This window comes from Natrinema sp. CGMCC1.2065 (genome assembly GCF_051225675.1).
Taxonomy (GTDB): domain Archaea; phylum Halobacteriota; class Halobacteria; order Halobacteriales; family Natrialbaceae; genus Natrinema; species Natrinema thermotolerans.
On record NZ_JBPJSJ010000003.1, the window covers coordinates 139,260 to 163,379 of the forward strand.

Annotated in this window: 23 protein-coding genes; 11 read left to right on the top strand and 12 right to left on the bottom strand. The window is 66.0% G+C overall.

What is annotated here, in order from left to right; all coding sequences use genetic code 11:
* Positions 1 to 669 precede the first annotated feature (669 nt).
* The 3 genes from ACSBP4_RS05720 to ACSBP4_RS05730 all read right to left on the bottom strand — a co-directional run bounded on the left by ACSBP4_RS05720 (position 670) and on the right by ACSBP4_RS05730 (position 2,181).
* A complete protein-coding gene (locus ACSBP4_RS05720; RefSeq protein WP_435551612.1) occupies positions 670 to 1,131 on the bottom strand; it encodes a type IV pilin in 462 nt (153 codons plus the stop codon).
* A 3-nt stretch (positions 1,132 to 1,134) separates the two neighbouring features.
* Positions 1,135 to 1,551, bottom strand: coding sequence for a type IV pilin (locus tag ACSBP4_RS05725; protein ID WP_006649728.1), 417 nt, complete (start codon positions 1,549 to 1,551; stop codon positions 1,135 to 1,137).
* 441 nt (positions 1,552 to 1,992) lie between these two features.
* Positions 1,993 to 2,181 carry a hypothetical protein gene (locus ACSBP4_RS05730; protein ID WP_006649727.1) on the bottom strand — a complete coding sequence of 63 codons (189 nt, stop codon included), beginning with the start codon at positions 2,179 to 2,181 and terminating at the stop codon, positions 1,993 to 1,995.
* A 560-nt stretch (positions 2,182 to 2,741) separates the two neighbouring features.
* Between ACSBP4_RS05730 and ACSBP4_RS05735 the strand changes: the two genes are divergently transcribed.
* Together ACSBP4_RS05735 and ACSBP4_RS05740 are read left to right on the top strand one after the other, a co-directional pair.
* Complete coding sequence (locus ACSBP4_RS05735; RefSeq protein WP_435551651.1) at positions 2,742 to 3,164, top strand: archaellin/type IV pilin N-terminal domain-containing protein; 423 nt, start codon at positions 2,742 to 2,744, stop codon at positions 3,162 to 3,164.
* A 356-nt stretch (positions 3,165 to 3,520) separates the two neighbouring features.
* Positions 3,521 to 3,796 carry a HalOD1 output domain-containing protein gene (locus ACSBP4_RS05740; RefSeq protein WP_373631931.1) on the top strand — a complete coding sequence of 92 codons (276 nt, stop codon included), beginning with the start codon at positions 3,521 to 3,523 and terminating at the stop codon, positions 3,794 to 3,796.
* Between the two features lie 59 nt (positions 3,797 to 3,855).
* Here ACSBP4_RS05740 and ACSBP4_RS05745 read toward each other — a convergent pair whose 3' ends face one another.
* Positions 3,856 to 5,208 (bottom strand): hypothetical protein, encoded by a 1,353-nt coding sequence (locus tag ACSBP4_RS05745; protein ID WP_435551613.1) that lies wholly within the window; start codon positions 5,206 to 5,208, stop codon positions 3,856 to 3,858.
* A gap of 165 nt (positions 5,209 to 5,373) precedes the next feature.
* Between ACSBP4_RS05745 and ACSBP4_RS05750 the strand changes: the two genes are divergently transcribed.
* The 3 genes from ACSBP4_RS05750 to ACSBP4_RS05760 all read left to right on the top strand — a co-directional run bounded on the left by ACSBP4_RS05750 (position 5,374) and on the right by ACSBP4_RS05760 (position 9,816).
* Positions 5,374 to 8,196, top strand: coding sequence for an ATP-dependent helicase (locus tag ACSBP4_RS05750; RefSeq protein ID WP_435551614.1), 2,823 nt, complete (start codon positions 5,374 to 5,376; stop codon positions 8,194 to 8,196).
* 213 nt (positions 8,197 to 8,409) lie between these two features.
* On the top strand, positions 8,410 to 9,264 hold the full coding sequence (locus ACSBP4_RS05755) for an alpha/beta fold hydrolase (RefSeq protein ID WP_435551615.1): 855 nt from the start codon (positions 8,410 to 8,412) through the stop codon (positions 9,262 to 9,264).
* A 30-nt stretch (positions 9,265 to 9,294) separates the two neighbouring features.
* A complete protein-coding gene (locus ACSBP4_RS05760; RefSeq protein WP_049966095.1) occupies positions 9,295 to 9,816 on the top strand; it encodes an Lrp/AsnC family transcriptional regulator in 522 nt (173 codons plus the stop codon).
* 114 nt (positions 9,817 to 9,930) lie between these two features.
* Here ACSBP4_RS05760 and ACSBP4_RS05765 read toward each other — a convergent pair whose 3' ends face one another.
* From ACSBP4_RS05765 to ACSBP4_RS05780, 4 genes are all read right to left on the bottom strand, one after another.
* On the bottom strand, positions 9,931 to 10,386 hold the full coding sequence (locus tag ACSBP4_RS05765) for a PaaI family thioesterase (RefSeq protein ID WP_006649721.1): 456 nt from the start codon (positions 10,384 to 10,386) through the stop codon (positions 9,931 to 9,933).
* 1 nt (position 10,387) lies between these two features.
* On the bottom strand, positions 10,388 to 12,340 hold the full coding sequence (locus ACSBP4_RS05770) for a 3-hydroxyacyl-CoA dehydrogenase/enoyl-CoA hydratase family protein (protein WP_373631935.1): 1,953 nt from the start codon (positions 12,338 to 12,340) through the stop codon (positions 10,388 to 10,390).
* 302 nt (positions 12,341 to 12,642) lie between these two features.
* Positions 12,643 to 13,704: a phosphotransferase family protein gene (locus ACSBP4_RS05775; protein WP_435551616.1), complete on the bottom strand. Its 1,062-nt coding sequence runs from the start codon at positions 13,702 to 13,704 to the stop codon at positions 12,643 to 12,645.
* A gap of 274 nt (positions 13,705 to 13,978) precedes the next feature.
* Positions 13,979 to 14,710: an HAD family hydrolase gene (locus tag ACSBP4_RS05780; protein ID WP_049966098.1), complete on the bottom strand. Its 732-nt coding sequence runs from the start codon at positions 14,708 to 14,710 to the stop codon at positions 13,979 to 13,981.
* 268 nt (positions 14,711 to 14,978) lie between these two features.
* On the opposite strand from ACSBP4_RS05780, the gene ACSBP4_RS05785 reads away from it, so the two are divergent.
* The 3 genes from ACSBP4_RS05785 to ACSBP4_RS05795 all read left to right on the top strand — a co-directional run bounded on the left by ACSBP4_RS05785 (position 14,979) and on the right by ACSBP4_RS05795 (position 17,867).
* Positions 14,979 to 15,755 (top strand): SDR family NAD(P)-dependent oxidoreductase, encoded by a 777-nt coding sequence (locus ACSBP4_RS05785; protein WP_006649717.1) that lies wholly within the window; start codon positions 14,979 to 14,981, stop codon positions 15,753 to 15,755.
* Between the two features lie 292 nt (positions 15,756 to 16,047).
* Positions 16,048 to 16,734, top strand: coding sequence for a ferritin-like domain-containing protein (locus tag ACSBP4_RS05790; RefSeq protein WP_435551617.1), 687 nt, complete (start codon positions 16,048 to 16,050; stop codon positions 16,732 to 16,734).
* Between the two features lie 131 nt (positions 16,735 to 16,865).
* Positions 16,866 to 17,867 (top strand): TIGR04024 family LLM class F420-dependent oxidoreductase, encoded by a 1,002-nt coding sequence (locus ACSBP4_RS05795; RefSeq protein ID WP_435551618.1) that lies wholly within the window; start codon positions 16,866 to 16,868, stop codon positions 17,865 to 17,867.
* Between the two features lie 55 nt (positions 17,868 to 17,922).
* On the opposite strand, the gene ACSBP4_RS05800 is transcribed toward ACSBP4_RS05795, so the two are convergent.
* Positions 17,923 to 18,717, bottom strand: coding sequence for an alpha/beta fold hydrolase (locus tag ACSBP4_RS05800; RefSeq protein WP_435551619.1), 795 nt, complete (start codon positions 18,715 to 18,717; stop codon positions 17,923 to 17,925).
* Between the two features lie 122 nt (positions 18,718 to 18,839).
* On the opposite strand from ACSBP4_RS05800, the gene ACSBP4_RS05805 reads away from it, so the two are divergent.
* Positions 18,840 to 19,526 (top strand): helix-turn-helix domain-containing protein, encoded by a 687-nt coding sequence (locus ACSBP4_RS05805; protein WP_435551620.1) that lies wholly within the window; start codon positions 18,840 to 18,842, stop codon positions 19,524 to 19,526.
* Between the two features lie 209 nt (positions 19,527 to 19,735).
* On the top strand, positions 19,736 to 20,743 hold the full coding sequence (locus ACSBP4_RS05810; protein ID WP_435551621.1) for an AIR synthase family protein: 1,008 nt from the start codon (positions 19,736 to 19,738) through the stop codon (positions 20,741 to 20,743).
* On the opposite strand, the gene ACSBP4_RS05815 is transcribed toward ACSBP4_RS05810, so the two are convergent.
* Entirely contained in the window at positions 20,707 to 21,876 is a 1,170-nt protein-coding gene (locus tag ACSBP4_RS05815; RefSeq protein ID WP_435551622.1) for an ion channel, read from the bottom strand. The genes ACSBP4_RS05810 and ACSBP4_RS05815 overlap by 37 nt on opposite strands.
* A 142-nt stretch (positions 21,877 to 22,018) precedes the next feature.
* Positions 22,019 to 22,864, bottom strand: coding sequence for a phosphatase PAP2 family protein (locus ACSBP4_RS05820; RefSeq protein ID WP_435551623.1), 846 nt, complete (start codon positions 22,862 to 22,864; stop codon positions 22,019 to 22,021).
* A gap of 166 nt (positions 22,865 to 23,030) precedes the next feature.
* Between ACSBP4_RS05820 and ACSBP4_RS05825 the strand changes: the two genes are divergently transcribed.
* On the top strand, positions 23,031 to 23,744 hold the full coding sequence (locus ACSBP4_RS05825) for a bacterio-opsin activator domain-containing protein (RefSeq protein ID WP_435551624.1): 714 nt from the start codon (positions 23,031 to 23,033) through the stop codon (positions 23,742 to 23,744).
* A gap of 33 nt (positions 23,745 to 23,777) precedes the next feature.
* On the opposite strand, the gene ACSBP4_RS05830 is transcribed toward ACSBP4_RS05825, so the two are convergent.
* Positions 23,778 to 24,089 carry a HalOD1 output domain-containing protein gene (locus ACSBP4_RS05830; RefSeq protein ID WP_006179958.1) on the bottom strand — a complete coding sequence of 104 codons (312 nt, stop codon included), beginning with the start codon at positions 24,087 to 24,089 and terminating at the stop codon, positions 23,778 to 23,780.
* Positions 24,090 to 24,120: the final 31 nt, after the last annotated feature.

A 24,120-nucleotide genomic window follows, 5' to 3' on the forward strand; every position in this document is an offset into this window, starting at 1 on the left:
CGATCGAAGCCACAGGGTACAAGACGAGAAAAGAAGAAAACCTCGTTCTGGTACGGATTGACACCTGGGGAAAAGATAATCTTCCCGGTCGTAGTCTTAGTTGGCATTGGCGCTCTTCTGTCTATGTTCGTGTATCCCGATGTTACAGGTGAGCAGGTGGGTAGTGCCATAGGCGCATGCTTTCTTCTTACCTTCTGGATGATATCACGAGGAGAAAAGAATAATCCGAATACGTAATATTGTCACTTAGCATCAACTAAAATCCGAATCGATCGAGATCTTCGCCTGCTCTGTCCCACGGTGATCGTCGCCCCCGTGCTATCGAAGTAGCAGAAGATCGCTCGACCGGGGCCGTACGTGAAGAACCCAGTAAGTAGGAGTGACAGGACCGCGACCGACCACTCACCCTGTCCGAACGCGAACACCGCGACGACGATCGCGACGCCGATCAATCCGAGGGTCTGTCTCGAGAACACATCCCGCTCAAGGTCGCGCCGGAGTTGGTGAGCGAGATCGGCGGCAACCCTCACATTCTCACCGTCACATCGACGATGGGGAGGGTCGTTCAAGTTAGTTGAATAGATCGACGCATGACTGGGGCTTCAAGACTAGGCTCTCAGATGGAGACATCCCAATGGCTGCACTACCGAATAAAAAATAGAACTGGAGTTACGCTTCGTGAGTGTAGGACCCGATGACGGTGTCCTCGCCATCGTAAGCCGCAGTAATTGTGACAACGTCGCCGTCCTCAAGATTACTGACAGTTGCTGTATCTCCTGTCGCACTGAATGAGGAGGTGCCTGAAGTCGATGGGGAAGACTCTGTGGAACCGCTGTCAGTGTTCTCGGCTGAGATACTGAAAGAGTCAGCTCTCTGGATGGAGTTGATCGTGATTCTCACTTCACCTTCTGCTTTGTCAGCGGTACTGGTATCGTCCATTGACGTTGTTTCCCACGTTACTCCTGCTTGAGCATTTGCACTTTGGCCTTGGCCAAGGTCAAGCACGAACGCTGCGATCACAGCCGCAAGAATGACGGTGATCGCGACCATCAGGATCACACCAATAACTGGCGATACCGCCCGTTCTTCTTCGTTTCCGACCAACGATGATCTATAGTCCTTTAGATCCATTGTTTAGAATTCTGCCGTCTCTTCGGTCAAGACAGCACTCTCACCCTCGTAGGTAGCACGGATGATTATATTGTCACCACTCGACGCACCGACTGTAGTACTATCTCCAACTTTAGAGGATCCAATTTCGCTCCATCCCGAACCACCAACTTGGTACTCGATTTTATCAGCCCGCTGAATGTTATTGATCGTGACACGGACATCGTCGTCAGTACCGTCACTGTCAGTGTCAACGTTTTCAGTCGTAACACCTGCCTGCGGATTCGCGCTCTGACCTTGACCCAGGTCGAGTACGAACGCCGCGATCACAGCCGCGAGGATCACAGTAATCGCGACCATCAGAATCACGCCGATAACTGGTGATACTGCCCGTTCGTCTTCGTTTCCGATCAGCTTCGATCTGTATTGCTTCAGGTCCATATGTACCACAGCACCGCAGTGAACGGTCGGAAGGCCTATGCAGAGTGGTGTGATACCACTTCGTGCGCGTAGGGGGATTGGGAGTCTCCGACCAACCCGACGCGCCTTCCTGCCGTTCCGTTTGGTGCTTGTAGTCAGGACGCAACTGCTACCATATATAGATAAAGGTTCGTGAGCTTCTCGTGAACTGATACGGGTTTCAGAACTGAAAATCAGCGGGTGCTATCCGGGCTACAGCGTCGTCTTGAAGACGCCCTCGTGTCGCGATTCCACGACTCGAGCCCGGAACCGATTTAAAATTGTTAATTCTGAGTCACGTCTCCCTATCGGTTGGGACGAACCACCGACGACCGCACACCGCTCGGATGGACGACGGCGGTACCAACGGGACCCATGAACCGAACGACCGGAATAAATCCCCTCGAGCCGTTAGCCGACCCCCTACCGCTCGCGGCCGGGGTCGTCCGCGAGCAGATCGGGCGCGACGGGGCAGTCACAGGGCGAGGCGACGCCCCGCTCGGGTCCGGAAACGGTCACGACCCAGACGGAACGGCCACAGCGGGGGCAGTCGGGGACCGACCACTCGTCGTCGGATTGGTCGTCCCCGCTCGAGGGTCGGCCTTCACCCATGGCTGGCCCCGCGGGTGGACATCGACGCCAATCGTTCGGGTTGATTCCACTGTCGTGCGGGACGTTTATACCCTGCTAGAACGAACCTGTCGGTCTCTCACGTTCCGAGCCGATCGAACGGCTATATCGTTTCAAGCCCGTGCTGTAGCCGCTCCAGTGGTCCCTGATTATTACGTATGAAAACGCCCGTACCGTATCGCTCGGCCGGATTCCTATCACTATCTGGTACCTATATGTGGCTTCCACCGGCTGGATACACTCGCAGCCGTCGCGGACGGAACCGAACTGACGCGGCTCGAGCGGGGGCTCGACCACGATTGCTCGAGGCCGACACGGATTCGAGCAGGAGGACCGTCCGGGGGCTGCGGGGTGGGTGGAAAATGGGGGACGCGACGATCGACCGGGGGGAACAGGTGGCGACAGCGGTTGGTGGGTGCCGACGGCGGCCGACGCCGTACCGCGCTACCGACACCGTCGCAGCCCGACGCGAGCCGGGGTGGGCTCGCGGGCCATGCGACGACTCGATCCAGGGGTGGGTCAATGACTAGCGGCGACAGTCCATCACGACGGGCGGACGACCGGGGGTAAGCCCAGTCGTCTCGACCGTTCTCATGGTTGCGGTCGTCATCGTCTTGGCGGCCGCCATCGGGACGTCTTTCCTCGGCTTCGGCGACCTGCTCGGCGGCGGTGCCCGAGCCGCGGTCGAAACCGAGGTCGCGCCCGGCACCGACGACGGCTCGGTGACGGGAGTCGTCCTCGATATCGGCTCGAGCGACCGCGTTGAGATCACGGCCGAAACCGGCGGTGACGACATCACCGACGGCACGACGACGAACTCGGCGATCGAACGGACCGTCACGGAAAGCGGCGAGCGGCTCACCGTCGAAGAGGGGCCCACGGGGGATACTACGATCGAATTCACCGGTGTCGCGTACACGTCGCGCTCGGAGTCGATCGTCCTCGAGCGGGAGATCACGATCTGAGCGGCGACGACCTCTCGAACCGCTGACCGAGCCGACCGAAAGAATACAACTGCGACGCCCGGAAGCGTGACCGAACGGCCGTCGTGACGCCCAAGAGACGGCCGTTCGACGGTGGGTGGAATGCCTCTGACAGCCCACTGGTGCCGGGCGGCCGTGACACCAGCTCCGCTGGGCTATATACGTGTAAGGAGAACGGGTATAAACGTATTTGGGATTTCTACCTCCGGTGATGCGTTCGGATACAATCGCTCGAGTGGGTCACTACTGACACAAATCTGATGTATGTCTGACGTGAGTCTGCCGTGTGTCAGCAAAGGATCGAGGGGCTTATTTACATCGTCGTTGGCCGCTGACATATGCCCACGACGGTTCCGACCAGCATTCGGGTTGTACAGGGGGTGGCGGCGCGCGAAGGTGTCGATCCGATCGATCTCGAGCCGCCATTGCATGCGGTCGTCGACACTGACGCACTGGACACGCTATGTCGGTCGGTCGACGACCGGTCGCGGACACCGGTCGCCGTCGAGTTCTCCTATCACGGCCATCGTGTCCACATCGACGACTCGGGCGAGATAGAATTTTCCGCGGACGTCTCGACCGCGGAATCGACGGCGGGCGAAAACGAGGACTGATCCGGAACGGGACGCTCACAGCACCGGTTCTCGGGAGGTACCGAACGCGGCTGTAGCGACTACTCCACTGCGACGGACGTCGTGTCCGGTGTGAACAGGGACTCTCCCAGATAACCCCAGTCGTCGAAGTCCCGGTCGCCGCCGCCGGTGGAGAAGCCGTAGTAGTCGCTCGGCGCGTTGTAGTTCATCACGCTCGGGTACTGTGTAAAGGCGTACTGATCGGAGTCGATTCCTTCGAAGTTCCCGTTGGAGAGACCGAGCGAGTGACCGAGTTCGTGCATCGCCGTCGATCCGGTCTCGTGGCGTTCGGGCTGGGCCTCAACCATCATGGTCCCCAGCGTCGCTTTTCCAATGACGTTCGTCGTCGCCGTCCCGCCCGCCACGTCGTTGACGATCACCAGGTAGTGATACCCCGCACCCGAGCCGTCGAAGTACTGGGACCGATACCGCGTCAGGTCGTCGACGTCTGTCACGTCCTCTCGGGGCAGCGTCTCGTCGAAGACGAGATGGAGGTCCACGCCGGTCGATCCGTCCGGGTTGTCGAGCGGGGCGTCCGCGAACCGGTCGACGATCCGGTCGCGTTCCGCCGTCGAGAGATCGGTCCCCGCCATGGTGTCTATCTCGACGTAGACGTCCGTCCGAAGCGGATCCGCGTCGGGGAGACGGTCCCCTCGGTGGACCTCCGTGCCGTCCTCGAGGCCGTCGCCGTCCGTGTCGGCTGCCGTCGGATCCGTGTCGTACTCGTCGACCTCGGCGCCGTCGTCCAACCCGTCGCTGTCCGTATCGGCCGCAGTCGGATCGGTCCCGTGCAAGTGCCGCTCCATGCCGTCCTCGAGCCCGTCGCCGTCCGTATCCGGATCGGTCGGGTCGGTACCGTACTCACGGCGTTCCGCGGCGTCGTTCAGCCGGTCGTCGTCCGTGTCGCTGTCGTGGGGGTCCGTGCCAGCCTCGACCTCGAGGCCGTCCGTGAGGCCGTCGTCGTCCGTATCCGCGACCGTGGGATCGGTCTCGTACTCGCCGACCTCGACACTGTCGTCCAGCCCGTCGCCGTCCGTATCGGCCGCGGTGGGGTCGGTGCCGTACTCGTCGAGTTCCGCGTCGTCGTCGAGGCCGTCGCCGTCCGTGTCGGTCGCCGTCGGATCGGTCCCGTACTCGTTCACCTCAGTGCCGTCCTCGAGCCCGTCGCCGTCGGTATCGACCGCAGTCGGATCCGTTCCCAACCGGCTCTCCACGTCGTCGTCGAGGCCGTCACCGTCGGTGTCGGCCTCGAGCGGTGCGGTCCCGTCCCGGACCTCTGCGACGACCGACCGCCCGTCGCCGTCGAGGTCGACGACCGTCGTTCCCGCCACGACCCCCGCGGTGAGCAGGCCGATGACGAGAACGAAGGCGGTCAGGGCTCGCGACGATAGCATTTCCTGACAGTCACGAACGAGGGGATATCTGTGTTGTGGCTCCCCCGTGACTGTCATCGGCCGTCGGCCCCCGGCGCGACTGCCGTCGGCGCGGTCCCTGCCAGCGGTTTCACTTTCACTGCGCCGTCCAAACCCTCTTACACGCCGCCCCCTGAGACGACGAGCATGGACGGGAACGACGGCCTCGAGTTGCCGGTCGCCGACGCCGAGTTGCCCTTCGATCCCGACACCACGACGATCGCCGACCGCGACGTCTTCGACTCGCTCGAGCCCGCCGTCCAAGAGTGGTGGCTCGAGGAGTTCGGCGAGTTCGTCCCCGAGAACGGCGGCTTCTTCACGCCGCCACAGCGGGGCGCGATCCCGAACGTCCACGCGGGGACGAACACGTTGATCTGTGCGCCGACGGGGTCGGGCAAGACCCTCGCGTCGTTTACCGCGATCATCGACGAACTCTACCGGCGCGACCGCGAGTCGTCCGACGTCGACGGACGAAGTCCGTCTGCTCGGGAGACGGCGTCTCCCGGTGGCCTCGAGAACTCCGTCTACTGTCTCTACGTCTCGCCGCTCAAATCGCTGGCTAACGACATCCACCGCAACCTGACGGTGCCCCTCGAGGGGATCGAGTCCGTCGTCGACCGCCGCGACGGCGAGGCGATGGGCGAGATCCGCCACGCCATCCGCCACGGCGATACCGACTCTAGCGAGCGCCAGCGGATGCTCGAGGAGACGCCCCACATCCTCAATACGACCCCCGAAACGCTCGCAATCTTGCTCAACTCGCCGAAGTTCCGCGAGAAGCTCCGCACCGTCGAGTACGTCATCGTCGACGAGATCCACTCGCTGGCCGCGGGGAAACGCGGTACCCACCTCTCGGTCAGCCTCGAGCGGCTCGAGTCGATGGCCCATGGCGAGATCACCCGGATCGGCTGCTCGGCGACGATCGAACCGCTCGAGGAGGTCGCGGAGTTTTTGGTCGGCTGCCGGGAGCCCGGTGGGTCCGCCCGCGACTACGAGATCGTCGACGCCCGCTTCGCCCGCGAGTTCGACATCGAACTCGAGTGTCCGACCGACGACCTGATCAACACGCCCCGCGAGGTCGTCCAGGACCGGTTCTACCGGATGCTCCACGATCATATACAGGCCCACACGAACACGCTCGTGTTCACCAACACCCGCTCGGGGGCCGAGCGGGTCCTGCACAACCTCCGCGAGCGGTTCGACGCCTACGACGAGGGAAACTCCGGCTGTCATCACGGCAGCCTCTCGAAGGAAGTCCGACAGGACATCGAGGGCCGCCTGAAGTCGGGCGACCTCGACGTCGTCACCTCCTCGACCAGCCTCGAGCTGGGGATCGACATGCCCCACGTCGACCTCGTGGTCCAGGTCGGCTCGCCCAAATCGGTCGCCGCGTTGCTCCAGCGGGTCGGCCGCGCAGGTCACCGCGTCGGCCAGACGGTCACCGGCCGCGTGATCGCGCTCGATCGGGACGAACTCCTCGAGTGTGCGGTCATGCTCACAAAGGCCGAAGATGGGTTCGTCGACTCGGTGTCGATCCCCGAAAACGCCCAGGACGTGGCCGCCCAGCACGTCTACGGGATGGCCATCGCCGAGATCCGCCCCGAGGCCGACCTGAAAGCGACGCTCCGGCGCGCGTATCCCTACCGGAACTACACCGAGGCGGAGTACGAGTCGCTCATGCGCTATCTCACCGCCGACTACGCCGGCTTAGAGGAGAAAAACGTCTACGCGAAAGTCTGGCGCGACGAGAACGACCCGCCCGGCGGCCAGCACCACCACGAGGCGTTCCCCGTCGGCGAGCCCCTGATCGGCAAGCGCGGCCGCCTCGCGCGGGTCATCTACATGACCAACATCGGGACCATCCCGGACTCGTTTACCTGTGATGTCTACACGCGCGCGAGCGACGAGTGGGTCGGCCAACTCGACGAGAACTACCTCGACACTCTCGAGAAAGGCGATGTCTTCGTCCTCGGGGGCGACCACTTCGAGTTTCGCTACCGCAGAGGCTCGAAAGTCTACGTCGACCGGACGAGCGCGCGCCCGACCGTCCCCTCGTGGTACTCCGAACGCCTGCCGCTGTCGTACGATCTCGGCCGCGAGATCCTTACGTTTCAGGGAGACCTCCTCGAGCGCTACGCGGCCGGCGGGCCGCCGCGGGTCCGCGCGTGGCTCCGGGAGTTCCCGCTCGACGACGACAGCGTGCGCGCGATCGCTCGCCTGTTCGACCACCAGTGTCGATACGCCGGCTCCGAAAGCGTCAGCACGCCCGACCGGCTCGCCGTCGAGGTCGTCCGCGACCGCGAGGAGTACGAGCGCCACTACTACGTCCACTCGACGTACGGCCGGAAGGTCAACGACGGCTTCTCCCGGCTGCTGGCCTACCGCTGCGCCCAGGAGGCGACGGCCAACGTCCGCGTCGCGGTCGCGGACAACGGCTTCGTCCTCTCGATGCCGCTCAACCGCAAGGTCGACCTCGAGGGGATCCTCGCCGACCTCGAGGCCGACCAGGTCCGGGACGATCTCCGGGCCTCGCTGTCGGGGACCGACCTGCTCCAGCGGTACTTCCGGATCAACGCGACCCGCGCGCTGATGATCCTCAAACGCTACAAGGGCTACGAGAAGTCGGCGAGCGAACAGCAGGTCTCCAGCGAGATGCTGCTTGGCTTCGCCGAGGATCTCGAGGACTTTGCGGTCATCGAGGAGACCTACCGCGAGATCTTGGCGGACAAACTCAACGTCGACGAAATCGAAGACATCGTCGCGGCGATCGACGCGGGCGAGCTCGAGATCACCCGCCAGCTACTCGACTCGCCGACTCCGCGGGCGTTCGGGCTGGCCACGCTCTCGGCCAGCGACGTCGTCCTCGCCGAGGACGAGAGCGCGGCCCTCCAGTCGTTTCACGAGCGGGTCCTCGAGGAGATCGGCGAGGAGTCGCTGGCGGGAATTACCGCCGGGTCGGACGACGAGTAGCGATCCGCCCGGACGGTCGATGGAACCGCGTCCCCGCCGTCGTTCGGCGATCGAGTTAACAGCGGTAGTCTGCTCCCAAACTGACTTTATCTTGGAAACTGAATTGGTGGCATGCCACCAATGATAATGCGAGTCTCTGCCATACGAGGCGGCGCTGGGAGTACTGAGCCGGTCCGCGACCCCAACCGAACGGCGACACCGGGTGATCGGTAGATGGTCGACCACGAGACCTGGGCCGACGAACAGTCGGCCACGACCGTCTCGGTCGACGACCACGACCTCGAGATCGCCTATCACGAGGCCGGTCCCGCCGACGCCGACGAACCGCCGGTCGTCTTCGTCCACGGCATCCCGACCTGGTCGTATCTCTGGCGTGACGTCGTCCCGCCGGTCGCCGAGGACCGCCGGACGATCGCGCTCGATATGGCCGGCTACGGCAACTCCGCGATGCGCGACGGCTTCGACCGCTCGATCCGCGCCCAGGAGGGCGTCCTCGAGGCCCTGCTCGACGATCTCGGTCTCGAGAAGATCGCGCTGGTCGCCCACGACATCGGCGGCGGCGTTGCGCTGCGTTTCGCCGCGCACAACCCCGGGATCGTCGATCAGCTCGTCCTCTCGAACGCCGTCTGCTATGACTCCTGGCCCGTCGAGTTCGTCTCGAATCTGGGCCTGCCCGCGACCGCCGACATCGACCGCGATGAACTCGAGGGCCGCCTCGACGCGGCGTTCGTCGAGGGGGCCTACGGCGAGGCCGACCCCGAGTTCGTTGCGGGCATGAAAGCGCCGTGGCTGACCGACGAGGGCCACCTGTCGCTGGTCCGCAACGCCGTTGCAACGAACACGAACCACACGACCGAGATCGACTACGGGGCGATCGACGCCGAGACGCTGTTGCTGTGGGGCGAAGACGACGTGATGCAGCCCTACAGCTACGCCGATCGACTGGCCGGTGACATCGACGACGCCGAACTCGCGCCGCTGTCGGCGGCCTACCACTGGGTCCCCGAGGACCGATCGGATGCGTACGCCGAGCGGCTCCGCGAGTTCCTCGCGGGAGCGGAACCATAAAATCATGTCCGCAACGAAACTCACGGTAACATGAGCGGCGACCCACCGAACTGGGAGTTCAAGGACCGCGATATCGCGATCCTGAGCGAACTCTCGGCAGATCCGCAGTTGTCCTCGCGCGAACTGACACAGGTACTGGAATCGGAGTACGATATCGACGTCTCTCACGTCACCGTCAGCGAGTCGATCCGGCGGATGCGCGACGAGGGCGTCTTTCGCGAGGCGATCATCCCCAACGAGGAGTACTACATTTTTGCGCTGTTCGAGTTCAAGTTCAATCCCGAACACTTCGACGAGTACTGGCGCGACGCGATGGAGTACATCAAGCAGGACAAACACACCCTGTTTTTCTTCCTCTCGGACGGGGAGTACCAGTGGAAGACGATCATGATGTTCCGCGACCGACAGGAGGTGTCCCAGTGGATCCACGACTGCTACTCCGAACACGGCGCAGTCATCGCCAACATTCGTAACTCGGCGATCCACAACGTCCTCAAGTTCCAGACCGATCCGCGGATCTACGAGGAACTGGGCGAGGATCGTAGCGACTGATATTCGCTTTCACAGCGACGGTCCGTCGACACGCGGAAAATCGAACCCACGAGTGGTCTCGACGGCCGGAACCACGACGGCTCCGGGAGTCGGGACACGGCCGCTTGAGACGCGTTATTCGCTGTCGATACCGTCCCGGAAGAGCCGATAGGTGGTGCGGCCGACGGCGGCCTCGCCGTCGTCGCCCGTCACCGTCACGTCCGTGACGCCGGTCGAACCGCCGACCCGGAGGACCTCTGCCTCGGCGCGGAGGTCACCGGTCGCCGGCCGCAGATACGAGACGTTGAGATCGGTCGTCGTCAGATGGGACTCACTGGGGTTCTCGAACGTACTCCGCAGCGCGAACGCGCTCGAGGTATCGATCAGCGTCGCGACGATGCCGCCGTGAACCGGATCCGGCCCGTCGGTACCGATGGGGTTCTCGAAGTCCTCGTTCTGCTCGATGACGAGAACCGCGCGCCCGTCCTCGAGGTAGTCGACCCCGATGTCGAGCCACGACAGGTAGCCGTGGCTCTGGACGAACGAGTCCCATTCGGGCCACGCAGACGGGTCGTCCGGTCCGTCGGTCATGTCACTTGCCCTCGAACTCGGGCTCGCGGTCCTCGGCGAACGCCGCGGTGCCCTCGAGGACGTCCTCGGTGCTGGAAAGCAGGCCAAAGCCCTGGCTCTCCATGGCGACGGCGGCCGCGATGCTTGCGTCCTCGCCCTCGTTCATGACCTTCTTGGCGATCTTGAGGGCGATCGGCGGGCCGCCGGCCAGGTCGTCGACGAACTCGGAGACGGTGTCGTCGAAGTCCTCGCGCTCGACCGAGCGGTTGATCAGGCCCCACTCCTCGGCGCGGTCGGCGTCGATGTGGTTGCCCCGGAAGACCAGTTCCTTCGCGCGGGTCTCGCCGAGGACGCGGGTGAGTCGCTGGGTACCGCCGCCGCCGGGGATCAGGCCGAGGTTGATCTCGGGTGCGCCGAACGAGGAGCGCTCGGTCGCGACCCGCAGGTCACAGGCCAGCGCGAGTTCGAGGCCGCCGCCGAGACAGAAGCCGTCGATCTTCGCCAGCACGGGCCGTTCGAAGTCGTTGACCGTCTCGAAGGCCGGCGTGACGTCCATCAGGTCGGTCGGGTCGGCGTCGCTGAAGCCGGAGACGTCCGCGCCGGCACAGAACGCCTGATCGCCCGCGCCCTCGATGGTCGCACAGCGGACTTCGTCGGTGTCGACGTTCGAGAACAGGTCGTCGATCTCGGCGAGCAGGTCGTCCGAGAGCGCGTTCATCCGCGAGGGCCGGTCGAGTTCGACGGAGAGGACGCCGTCCTCGAGGTCGTAGTTCAGGTCGTGGTAGGGACCGAGGCTGTCGTCGTCGTAGCTGTAAAAGCCCGCGCCGGCTTCCTCGCCGGTCTTGCCCTCCGCGACGAGTTGCTCGAGGTACGGGTGGGGCTCGAAGCGGTCCTCGCCCGTCTCCTCGTAGAGGGTCTCGAGCTTCTCGAGGACCGTATCGAGGCCGATCTTGTCGGCGCGTCGGCAGATACCCTCGGGGAAGCCGAGCCCGAGCTGGACGCCGGTGTCGACCTCCTCGGGGGTTGCGACGTCCTCGCCGACGAGGAAGGCCGCGCGGTTGATCATGCGGGCCTCGACGCGGAGCCAGTCGAAGTCGCCCGCGTCCTCGGGCTCGTAGTCGGCGCCGTCGCCGTCCTCGTAGTCGTAGAAGCCCTTGCCGGTCTTCTGGCCGAGGTCACCGGCCTCGACTTTCTCTTCGGTGATCGGCGGGATCGGGCTGTCGCCCTCCTTGCGGACGTGGTAGCCGACGTCGATACCGGTGAGGTCGCCGAGTTCGAACGGCCCCATCGGATAGCCCCGCTCGTGGACCATCGTCGCGTCGGCCTCGCGGATCGTCGCCTCGTCGTTCGAAACCATGAACGCGGGTTCGCCACCGAAGGGGCCGACGATCGTGTTGACGACGAAGCCGCGGACGTCCTTGCGGACGTAGATCGGCGTCTTGTCGATCGACTCGACCCACTCGTAGCCGGCTTCCGCCGCCTCGTCGCTGGTGTCCTCGCCGTAGATGACCTCGACGAGGTCCATCTTGACCGGCGGGTTGAAAAAGTGCAGGCCGAGTACGCGCTCCGAGGAATCGACGGCCTCCGCGATGTCGGAGATCGGCAGGCTCGAGGTGTTGGTCGCCAGCAGCGTATCGCCGCTGGTGTACTCCTCGAGGTCGGTGAAGATGTCGTGTTTCAGGTCCAGGTCCTCGGGCGCGGCCTCAATGACGAGATCGGCGTCGGAGACGGCCTCCTCTAAGTCCGTCGTCGTGTCGATCCGGCCGAGGACCTCTTCGGCGGAGTCCTCGAGCATCTCCTTTTCCTCGAGTTTCTCGACGCTCCACTTGATCGACTCGTAGCCGTCCTCGATGAACTCGTCTTTGATGTCACGCATCGTGACATCGTAGCCGGCCATCGCGGTCACTTCGGTGATTCCGTGCCCCATGTTCCCCGCGCCGAGTACTGCCACGCGGTCGATGCTGTCCAGTGACATGGTCGTTCCATTGCCGGGAACCGTCTTAATACCACCGAACCGAATTAGCAATGTTAAGCCCGTTGTCGGCCGTTGCACATCACGTACGTCGATTCGCGTTCATCGCGACCGTCGGTAACGGCGGTCGGGGAGCGGCCGAGCGGACGGGTCGACCGGCCGGCTCGCACGCGCCCGTTCCGCGGCGTCGACGTTTCGCGCGGACCGGCCGACCGACGTCGTGGTGGCGTGCCGGCAGTGTCCGATGGCTATCGCGACCGCTGAACGCGTGTTCCGTCCGAAGAAAACCGCCCGACGACGCGAGCCTACAGCGGTTCGTCGCCCTCTATGATCCGTTTGGCCCGCGCGGCCAGTGCCGGCACGCGGTCTTCCATCAACGGGTACATCGGGTCGTCGCTGTTGCCCTCGAGGTAACGCCGGAAGAACATCTCGCCGAGGCCCGCGAGTTTGTACACCGCGAGCGCGCGGTAGAACCGCTCGTGTTCGAACTCGTAGCCGGTCCGCGATTCCCAGCGGTCGACCAGTTCGCGGCGGGTCGGATACCCCTCCCGTTCCATGAACCGGGTGACCAGTTCCGGGAGTTCGGGATCGGGATCCTTCGCGTCGCGCCAGTACGACAGCATCCAGCCGAGGTCCGCCCGAGGATCGCCCAGCGTGGCCATCTCCCAGTCGAAGACGCCGATCAGTTCCGGCGGCGTCCCCGGCCCGAACATCACGTTGTCGAGCTTGTAGTCGCCGTGGACGAGCGTGTGTGGGTGTTCGTCGGGCACGTTATCGCGGAGCCAGTCGCCGACCTCGTGGAGGTCGGGAACCTCGCGTTCGTCTTCGGTCACTTCGAACGCCCACGAGAGCTGTTTACCCCAGCGGTCGACCTGTCGCTGCGTGTACCCCTCGGGGCGGCCGAACTCCTCGAGGCCGATCGCTTCGTAGTCGAGGTCGTGGATCGTCGCGAGCGTGTCGACGAGTTCCTCGCCGACGCGCTCACGGTGATCGGGGTCGGCGAACCGCTCCGGCTCGTCCTCCCGGAGGACGTCGCCCTCGAGTTGCTCCATCACGTAGAAGTCGCTGCCGATGACGTCGTGGTCCTCACAGGCAAGCACCGGCGTCGGTACCGGGACGTCGGTGTCGGCGACCGCGTTTGTCACTCGATATTCGCGAATGACGTCGTGGGCCGTATCGGCGGTCTCGCCCGGCGGCGGCCGGCGGATGACCAGTTCCCGGTCGCCCCAGGTGACGAACAGCGTCTCGTTGGAGTGGCCCTCCTGATGACGGGCGATGTCGTACTCGTCGACCTCGCCGAGGTGTTCCCCCAGATACGCGACCAGCGCGTCCTCGTCGACGAGGCGTTCGTAGTAGTTCTCGCTCATGGGAACCGGTGGGTGCTATGGCCGTCGTCGCGGGCCGATACGGTGTCGTTCGTGGCGGTTCGCTTTGCAGTGGGCATTGTCGTGTGCTACTATATCTCCCCCTTTACGAAAATAGTTACGCCACGAACTCTCTTTTACAATGTTTGCGGGATGGAAGTTACCATGCAACATACCGACTCGCGGACGACGCGGTGGCAACCGAGTCCGAACCGGGCGGGGCGACCGTCGGGAACGTCCTGCCCGATGTTTCGAATCGATACGCCGCTCGAGAACGCTACCCGTCTCGTGTCCCGTCGACGATTTCGAGGATTTCCTCGGGCGATTCGATCCGATAGGAGACCGCGGGGCCGTCCTCGGCACCGAAGGCGACGCCGTGCAGGCCGCTCTCGTCGGCTCCTTTCACGTCGTGATCGTAGCGGTCACCGATCATCAGCGACCGCTCGGGGGCGACGCCGGCTTTCTCGATGGCCGTCTCGAACATGGCCGGGTCGGGTTTGGTGTAGCCGACCTCCTCGGAGGTGGTGATCGAGTCGAAGTGTTCGCGGACGCCGAACCGCTCGAGCATCCGTTTTCCCTCGGCGTCGTCGACGTCGCTGACGACGCCGACGTGGAGGTCCCGCTCGGCCAGCCGTTCGATCGCCTCGACGGCTCCCGGCACCGGCTCGATCGACGCCGCGACGATCTCCTCGAACAGGGGCTCCCATTCCTCGCGGGGGACCTCCTCGCCGACGATGGCCGCGACGGCGCGGTGATAGCCCTCGCGTGCGGACCGGAACTCGGTGCCGTCGCGTTCGCGGAAGTAGTCGCCCACGGTCGTCCGCCACGTCTCGACGGCCTCCTCGACGGTTGTCTCGAGGTCGTAGCGGTCACAGAGCTGCGCGACGAACTCGGCGTGGGCGCCCTGTACCGACTCGAGCCCGAGGATGACGCCGCCGATGTCCCAGAAGACGGCCTCCCACTCGGAGTCCGTTCGGGCAGCCGCGCCATCGGCTCCATCACTGCTCATCGGCGCGCCCCCTGGCCGTCGGTCGGTTCGCTCTCGTCCGTCTCCGTACTCGTCTGGTCGAATCCGCCGCTCGCTCGCGTGGTTCCTCTCATGGGTTGGGTCCCGGCGACGGTCGGTGACCGATCGCCGTCGGATGAGTATGTGTGCAGGTGATTCGCATTCACTTAACGGTACGGTATTCATACCCATCTTTATTAACAGTTACTGCAAATAGCCAGTTGGAGCTAACAATGGAAACCAACACGCACGCAGTCGCCGGTGATCGCGTATGAGTACCGACCGATTCAGCGTCGACGGCGACGTCGCCATCATTACCGGGTCCTCGAGCGGGATCGGGAAGTCGATCGCCGAGCGGTTCGCCGCGGACGGCGTCGACGTGGTCGTCTGCTCGCGCGAACAGGACAACGTCGATCCGGTCGCCGAGGGGATCAACGAGAGCGACAGTCCCGGGCGGGCGCTGGCCGTCGAGTGCGACGTGACCGACCGCGAGGCCGTCGAGGCGCTCGTCGAGGCCACCGTCGAGGAGTTCGGCGGACTCGACGTGCTGGTCAACAACGCCGGGGCCTCCTTTATGGCCGGCTTCGACGACATCTCCCCGAACGGCTGGGAGACGATCGTCGACATCAACATCAATGGCACCTATCACTGCACCCACGCCGCCGCGGAGCATCTCAAGGACGGCGGCGGTGCGGTGATCAACCTCGCCAGCGTCGCGGGCCAGCGCGGTTCACCGCTGATGAGCCCCTACGGCGCGGCCAAGGCCGCGGTCATCAACCTCACGACGACGCTGTCCTACGAGTGGGCCGACGACGACGTTCGGGTCAACTGTATCGCGCCCGGCTTCGTCGCCACGCCCGGCGTCGAGAGCCAGATGGGCGTCTCCGCGGACGATATCGACCGCACGGACGTCGCACGGCGGATCGGCACCGTCGAGGAGATCGCCGACCTCACCCAGTTCCTCGCCAGTCCGGCCTCGTCGTACATCGTCGGTGAGACGATCACGGCCCAGGGCGTCCCGCAGATCGAAGAAGACCACGACGTGTAGCCGGCGACGCGCGCACGCCGGAGACCGGGCCGTTCGATCGGTGGTCGCCCCGCGGACGACCGCCGAACGCGGGGTCTTCACCCGCGGACGGACACGCGTTTTCGACGACACGTCTCGGAAAACGAGCGGTTTCTTCAGTCCGAGACGGACCGGTTCGTGTACCGCCACCATTATACGGGTAGGGTGACCGAAGCAAGAAAGGTCGACTGTCGGAACTCCACGTTAGACGCGGAAACGATTACTCGCTATTTAGCGGCGTCTCGAGAGTTGATCGATCGGGTACTACCCACTAATGACAGACAATTCGGATCGGTTCGACCTCGGTCGTCGACCCGTCCTCGGCGGACTCGCAGGCGTATTGGCCACCGGCGCTGCCGGCAGTGCGGCGGCGGGCGGCGACGACTATCACAACGAATCGAACGAAACAGCCGACGACCCCGTCAATGAACCGCCCGAGGCGGTGCCGGACGAGTTCGAAAACGACATCGCGATCCTGAACTACGCGCTTACGCTCGAGTACCTCGAAGCGGTGTTTTACACCCGCGGCATCCGGAACATCGACGAGGCCGCCCTCGAGCAGTTGGGACCGGAGGGGGCACCGGTCGTCAATCGCCTCCGAGTCGTTCGGGATCACGAGATCACGCACGTGGAGACGCTGGCCGAGACGATCGAAGCGCTCGGCGGCGATCCCGTCTCGAGTCCGGAGTTCGACTTCGGAACGGCCGTACGGGACCCCGCCGAGTTCGTCGCCACCGCCGCCGCGCTCGAGGACATCGGCGTCTCGGCCTACGCGGGCGCCGCGCCGTCGATCGAGAACGCGGCACTGATTCCGCCGGCGCTGAGCATCCACAGCGTCGAGGCGCGACACGCCTCCTACCTGCGGGAGCTGAGCGGCGAGATCGGGTTCCCGATGGCCTTCGACCAGCCCCGGTCTCGCTCGGAAGTCCTGGAGTTGGCCAGCGGGTTCATCGTCGAATAGCGCGCGAACGCGACGCTTGCGGCCCGGTTTTATCCGGCCCGGGGACGACCGCCTCGGCGACGCGTAAACGGCCGTCCCCACGCCGCCGGTTCCCATACACCCAAAAGGGACGGTTTCGTCTGTGGACAACGATGACAGACAGAGATGTCCACCTTCCGGTCGCTGCACAGCCGACGATCGACTCGATCGTCGACTACGCACGGACCGCCGAGGACGGCGGCTACGACTGCGCGTGGCTCCCCGAGACGTGGGGTCGGGACGGCGTGACCGTCCTCTCGGCGATGGCCGAACGCACCGAGGAGATCGATATCGGCTCGAGCATCCTCAACACCTACTCGCGATCGCCGGCCCTGCTCGGCCAGACGGCGGCGACGCTGCAGGAACTCTCCGAGGGCCGGTTCCGGCTCGGGCTCGGTCCGAGCGGCCCCGTCGTGATCGAGAACTGGCACGGCGTCGAGTTCGGCAACCCGCTCAAGCGCACCCGCGAGACGGTCGAGATCGTCCGGCAGGTCCTCTCCGGCGAGACGGTCGACTACGACGGCGACGAGTTCGACCTCTCGGGGTTCCGGCTGCGGTGTGAGCCACCGGAAACCTCGCCCCCGATCGAGGTGACGGGGATGGGACCGAAAGCCGTCGAACTCGCGGGCCGGTTCGCCGACGGCTGGCACGGCATCATGCTCACTCCCGACGGGATGGAAGAGCGCATCGCGGACATCGAACGCGGGGCCGATCTGGGCGACCGCGACCCCGACGACGTCCAGGTCACCGCCGGCGTCACCGCCTGCGCGCTCGAGGACCCCGAGGAAGCCCGTGCGCTGGCCCGCCAGCACATCGGGTTCTACGTCGGCGGCATGGGTACCTTCTACCGCGACGCCCTCGAGCGACAGGGCTACGACGAGGCCACCGAGATCTACGATTCGTGGCAGGACGGCGACCGCGAACACGCCCTCGAGCTGGTCGACGAGAACATCCTCGACGACCTCTGTGCGGCCGGCAGCCCCGAGACCGCCCGCGAGCAACTCGAGCGCTACGAGGACGTCGACGGCCTCGACGCCATCGCGGTCAGCTTCCCGCGCGGGGCCGACGAGGAACAGGTCCGCGAGACGATGAAAGCGGTCGCGCCCGAGAACTGAACCGGTTCCGAAACGGGGTTTCGGCTCCCCTCGGAGCTGCGTCGGCTGCGAACTGCTATCGCGTCCGCAGGAAGGAGTCGATTTCTGCAGCGATTACGTCCGGGGCCTCGGCGGGGCCACTGTGGCTCACACCGTCGAACTCGACGAGGCGGCTGTGTGGGATCGCATCGTGGGTCGCGCGGGCGCTCTCTCGGAGAAACCCGGGGCCGTCGGTGCCGGTCAAGACGAGTACGGGGGCGGCAACGTCCAGACTGCTCGGAAGGCGGTATCGCTCGACGGCGCGGTTCATCCGGACGACCTCCTCGGCGAGGTCCGTACACGCCGGCCAGACCGGCCACTCCGCGAGCCACGCGTCGAGGTCGTCGATCCCGTCGGGGTGGAGGACCTGTTCGACGTACCGCTTCACCGCCTCACGTCGGTTCCCCGCGTCGATGAGCGTCTGCATCCGGTCCGCGAGGTCGGCGTCCGCGCGGTAGTCGTCGGGAAGGATCGCCGGTTCATACGCGACGACTGCCGCGACCGCCGCTTTCGTCGCGGTTTCGATCGCGGTGAGTGCGCCGTAGGAGTGACCGAAGAGGACCGGCTCCTCCTCGAGTGCGTCGACGAGCGTTCGTACGTATTCGACCTCTCGGGCCAGTACCTCGTCGGCGCTGGTCTCGGTTCGATCGTCGAGACACGTCCCGAACCCCGGGCGTTGCGGGACGATCGCGGCGTATCCGTCCAGGTGTGGAACGACCGGCTGCCAGTATTCCTGAGGGGCCATTCCGCCGTGAAGGAGGATCAGCGGCGGGCCGTCACCGTGGCGCTCGTACGTTACCTCGATGCCAGCGTCGGACTGTGTCGTCTGCATGCGACACTGCGTTCGAGGCGGACCGAGCTAAGCGGTTCTCTCAGTGATGGGGGCTTTTAAATAGGCGAGGGGATGCGACCGCTTTTCGACACGTCCATTTGCACGGCGGGAAACGACGCGGTATGGGTCTCGTCGCGGAGTTCGACATCCACTGCGATGCGCTTCCGCTCGTCGGGGTTGCGAGAGCAGCGCCCGAGGCGAAGATCGTTCTCAGGCTGCAGTTCAACCACGGCGAGCGGCCGCTGTTTATCGTCACTGTGACGGGCGGTTCACGGACGGCGGTCGAGGCGGCCTTGACCGACGCCGAGGACGTCGACGAGTGGGCAGCGATCGGAACGGCCGGCTCCACGCGACGATATCAGGCGACGCCAGCGCTCAGTCTGGCGGAACAACTCGGCGATCACATCGACGACCTCGCCGGACTCGAGGCGCTTGCCACCGCCGAAGCAACCATCGAACGGATCGAAGTGACCGCCGACGGGTGGCGCCAGTCGGGGTGGTTCGCCACCCGAGCGGCGTTCGACGAGTTCTCGTCGTTCTGGCAACGAAACGCGGGGTTTCGATTGCGCCGTCTCACTCACGACGGGGCGTCAGAGCCGCCCGGCGACGGCCTCTCCGATCGCCAACGTGAGGCACTCAGAACGGCCTACGAGATGGGCTATTTCGACGTTCCTCGCCGGACGTCCTTGGATGCGATCGGGACGGAATTAGGGATCTCGGCGTCGTCGGTATCGGAGCGGCTTCGCCGCGCTCAAACGCATCTCATCGAGGAGACGGTCGCGACGACGTGGCCACCGCTTCCCGAGTAGCGGACGGCTGAATCGCTCCCCGCTGCTCGAGGCGCTGCCCGGCAGAGCGACGGGACTCCCGTTCCGGTAGCATCGCCGTCGGTACGCACCGGAAATCCGTGGTCGAAACGGACACTGCCGAGAACCGGATCGCGCCGGCCTCCCGTCGATCCCTCTCGAACGGTGGCCGCTCCGACAGCTACAAACCGTGCATCCTCCCAGTTCCTGCTATGCCCGGCAAGGTGAGTCCGGACGACCTGCTCGCGCACGTCTTCGAGCGGACGGAGACGGCCGACGAGACGGTGCTACAGGGGCCCGCGGACGGCGAGGACGCCGCCGCGATCGACTGGCCCGACGGCGAGGGGACGCTCGTGGTCAGCTCCGACCCGATCTCGCTGGCCGCCTCGGCGGTCGGCACGCTCGCCGTCTACGTCGCCTCGAACGACGTGGCCGTCTCCGGCGCGGACCCGCGCTGGCTGACCGCCGTCGTCTTGCTCCCGAGCGACGCCGACGGCAGTGCCGACGGCTCCCTCCTCGAGGGGATCGCCGACGACCTCCACGCCGCCGCCGGCGAGATCGGCGCGTCGATCGTCGGCGGCCACTCGGAGTACGTCGACCAGCTCGAGCGGCCGCTGCTCTCGCTGACGGCGATGGGGGCGACGGATCGGTTCGTCCCGACCGGCGGGGCCGAGCCCGGCGACGCGGTGATCCTGACCAAGGCGGCGGGCCTCGAGGGCTCGGCCGTCCTCGCGGCCGACTTCGGCGACGACCTCGGGATCGATCCCGAGACGCGCGAGCGCGCCGAGTCGTTCCTCGACGAGATCAGCGTCGCCCCCGAGGCCCGGCTCGTCCGCGCGGACGCGACGGCGATGCACGACCCCACTGAGGGCGGGGTCGCGGCCGGCCTGCTCGAGGTGGCCCGCGCCTCCGAGGTCCGCCTCGAGGTCGACCGCGAGGCAGTACCGGTCCGCGAGGCGACCGCGACGCTGTGCGAGGCGGCCGGGGTCGACCCGCTGCGGATCTTCGGCTCCGGCGCGCTGGTCGCGACCGTTCCCGGCGACGCCGTCGACGACCGTCTCGAGGCGCTTTCGGACGCGGGAATCGAGGCCGCCGAAATCGGCACGGTGCGGGGACTCGAGGGGGGCGACCCGGCACTCGTCCTCGACGGCGAGCCGATCACCGGGCCGATCGAGGACGACCTCTACCCGCTCTGGGAGCGGGCCGACGCGGACGACTGACTCCCGTTCCCGCCGCGGTCCGACAGCGCGCCGAGCGTCGCCTCGACCACCAGGGCTTCGGGGTCGACGACGACGTCCGCACCGGCCCGCTCGAGCGATTCGACCGTCCTACCGTCGGCGAGCGCCACGATTCGCGCGTCCGTCACCGACCGGGCGGCCGCCACCAGCCGCGTCTGATCTCGCGTCCCGGCTCCGACGAGGACCGCGTTGCAGGTGTCGAGGGCGGCGCGCTCGAGCGTCCGCTCCGCAGTCGGGTCGCCGTCGATCGACTCGACACCGTCAGGTAGCACCGCGGTCGACTCTTCGTCGGTCACGACCGTGATCGATGCCCGTCCGGCGAGCGCCGCGATCACGGGCCGAATCGTCTCGCCGGCCCCGAAGACGACGACCCGCGATCCGTCGTGGAGCCACCCGTCGTGATCGTCACCGACCGCTCGATTCCCGCGCCTCGTCGCGCGTCGGCCGGCCCGCGCGAGACGCGCCTCGACCGCGGGACCGAGCAGACTGCCGGCCGTGGCCGCGAGCGTCGCCGGACCGAGGACGACCAGCGAGACGGCGAACAGCCGCGCCGCCTCGGTTCTCGCGTGGACGTCGCCGTAGCCGACCGTACTCGCCGTCACGACGGTGAAATACACCGCGTCGACGACGCCCTCGACCCCGTCGAACCCGCTTCGGAGCGCGTACGCACCGGCCGTTCCGTAGCAGCAGACGCCGACGATTGCAAGCAGCGCGCCGACCTGGGTCGCGTTGAGGTGGCTCGCACGCGTGAACCGTCGGCTCGCCGTTACGAGAACGACGAGCCCGCCGATCGAGAGGAGTACGAGCGGGAGAGAGAGCGCCCGGAACTGGGCGACGCCATGTGCCCCGGAGAGAAAGACGAGGCCCACGGCAACGAGATACGCCACCCGGTAGCCACGGCGCATTCCCCAGACGGTGACGAGCAACGCGAAGCCGACGACGGTCCCGCTGAACTCCGCCGCGGTCTGGAGATCGGCGAGCGAGCCGCCACCCTCGAGGGCCGGTCGGGTGAGAATCGCACCGATTCCGGTTGCGATCGACGTGAGTGCGATTACGGTGACGATCACGATCGCGACGCGGCCGCCGGGCCGACGCGGATGAAACGCCTCGAGCATACTGCTCCTACGCTCGCACCGGCGGTAAATCCCCGTCGGTCCCGGCACACCGGAGACGTGGGCGAGTTCGCGACCGACGTCGTAGTGACTGCCTGCCGACAGTACGAACGTCCCGCGGACGCCGATCCCGAACGGGATCGATTCACGACCGCGTCGACTCGAGCGGGCCGATCTCGAGTTGCCCCACGGCGGCCGGTACGAGAAAGATGCCAGCGACCAGGATCGCGTACAGGACGACCAACAGCGGTTCGACCGTCGTGACGATGGACTCGAGTCCCCGAACGAGCGCGACGAACCCGACGCCGACGACGAGGACGACGGCCGCCTCGAGTCGGGAGCGCAGCGCCGGCAGGGCGGACAGTCGCCGCGAGCCCAGCAGCCCGCCGAGCGCGCCCCCGAGACCGAGCAGGGCGTCTTCCCGTCCGCCGGCGATGACGAACGCGGGCGCCGAGAGGGCGAGCGCGATCGCGAACCCGATCGTTGGATCGCCGCGCGTGACCCGGTCCATGGCGGCGACGAAGGCGACCCCGAGCGCCGCGCCGACGATCACGTCACCCAGATAGTGGACCCCCAGGACGACCCGCGAGAGCGAGACGAGGGCGACAAGCGCCGCGGCGGCCGCCAGCGCCCGCGGGTCACCCGCCCGGTCGTACGCCGAGACGAGGCCGCCGTAGACGACCGCCGCAGCGAAGGCGTGCCCGCTCGGAAAGCCGTAGCCCTCGCGCTCGCCCTCGAGGGGGATCGGCATGACGTCGGCCGGCGGTCTGGGGAGGGCAAACAGCGCCTTGAGCGAGAGCAACAGCGCCAGTCCGGCCACCGCGTAGCTGATCACGAGCGCGCTGCGGCGGCGATCGACACACCAGAACAGCACGGCGAGCAAAACCATGAGCGCGGTCGTCCCGCCGAGTTCGGTCACGAAGACGACGAGCTCCGCGTACTCGTTCGGGACGACGCCGCGTATCGCTTCGCTCTGGGCCTCGAGTCGCATCTCGGCTGGCACGTGACGCGTCGGCTACCTAAACGTTCGTTTCGACGGACGCGTCTCGTGGACCTCGCGCCGGCGATCGCGTCGGACCGGTGTCGCCGATCGGTACCCCCGGACCCGCCGGAACCACTTTGATAGCAGGTCCCATTTGGCCGGATAGAGGCCCAGTATGTGCGACACACGACACCGCGAGCGATCGCCGAGGGTGCGGGAGATCGAGTTCGACATCACTGCGCCCGCGTATCCGTTCGTCCGGGCGTCGGCCGAGCTCGAGTGTCGCGTCGAACTGGCGGAGATGATCCCCCGCGGGAACGGGTGCTACGCCGAGTTCTTCACCGTGGCCGAGGCCAAGCCGTCCCGGGTCGCGGACCTCGCCGACGACCACGAGAGCGCCGACGTTCGGTCCCTCCGCGAACACGAAAGCGGCGCGCTGCTCGAGTTCCTCGTCGCCGGGGACTGCCCCGCGGTGGAACTCGCCGAGCTGGGGGCGCTGCCGCGGACGGTTCGAGGCAGCGACGGGGACGGCCGGATCGTCGCCGAAGTACCGCCGCGGGACGACGCCGGTGAAATCACGGACGTGTTCCTCGAGCGCGTGCCGGAAGCGACGTTCGTCGCGAAGCGGGAGACCGACGCGCTCACGACGCCGTTCAGCCGGACCGCGTTCCGGCAGGAACTGCGCGCCCGACTCACCGACCGCCAGCGGGAAGTCCTCGAGGCCGCGTTCGAAGCCGGCTACTACGACTGGCCCCGCGAGTGTTCGGGCGAGGACGTCGCGGCCGAACTCGGCATCGCGTCGCCGACGTTCTCCCAACACATCCACGCCGCCGAGCGCAAACTCCTCGCGATGGCCTTCGAGGACAGGGCCGACGACGAGGCCAACTGACCGCCAGGACGCGGTCGATCGCCGGCCGTTCGATCAGTCGGACGGAGCGACGACGATCCGTCCGTCTCCATAGACCGCGACCACACAGCCCTCGTAGGAGAGCGAGAGTCGCTCCGGCCGCGCTCGCGGCCGTCGATCGAAGAGCCGGTCGACGGCGGTCGTCTCGACCGCCTCGTACAGCGGCTGCATGGTCGTCGGATCAGTGCCTCTGACGGCTGCAACCGCCCGAACGATCGAGGACGATGGCGTGTCCGCATCGTCCCAGTCGTACCGTGCGGTATACGTCTCGTCGTCGCGCTCGAACGCCGGGCAGTCGCCCGCCGCGGCGGTGTCTCGCTGAGTCATCTGAATCACCGGGCTGCCGCGTTTATATCGA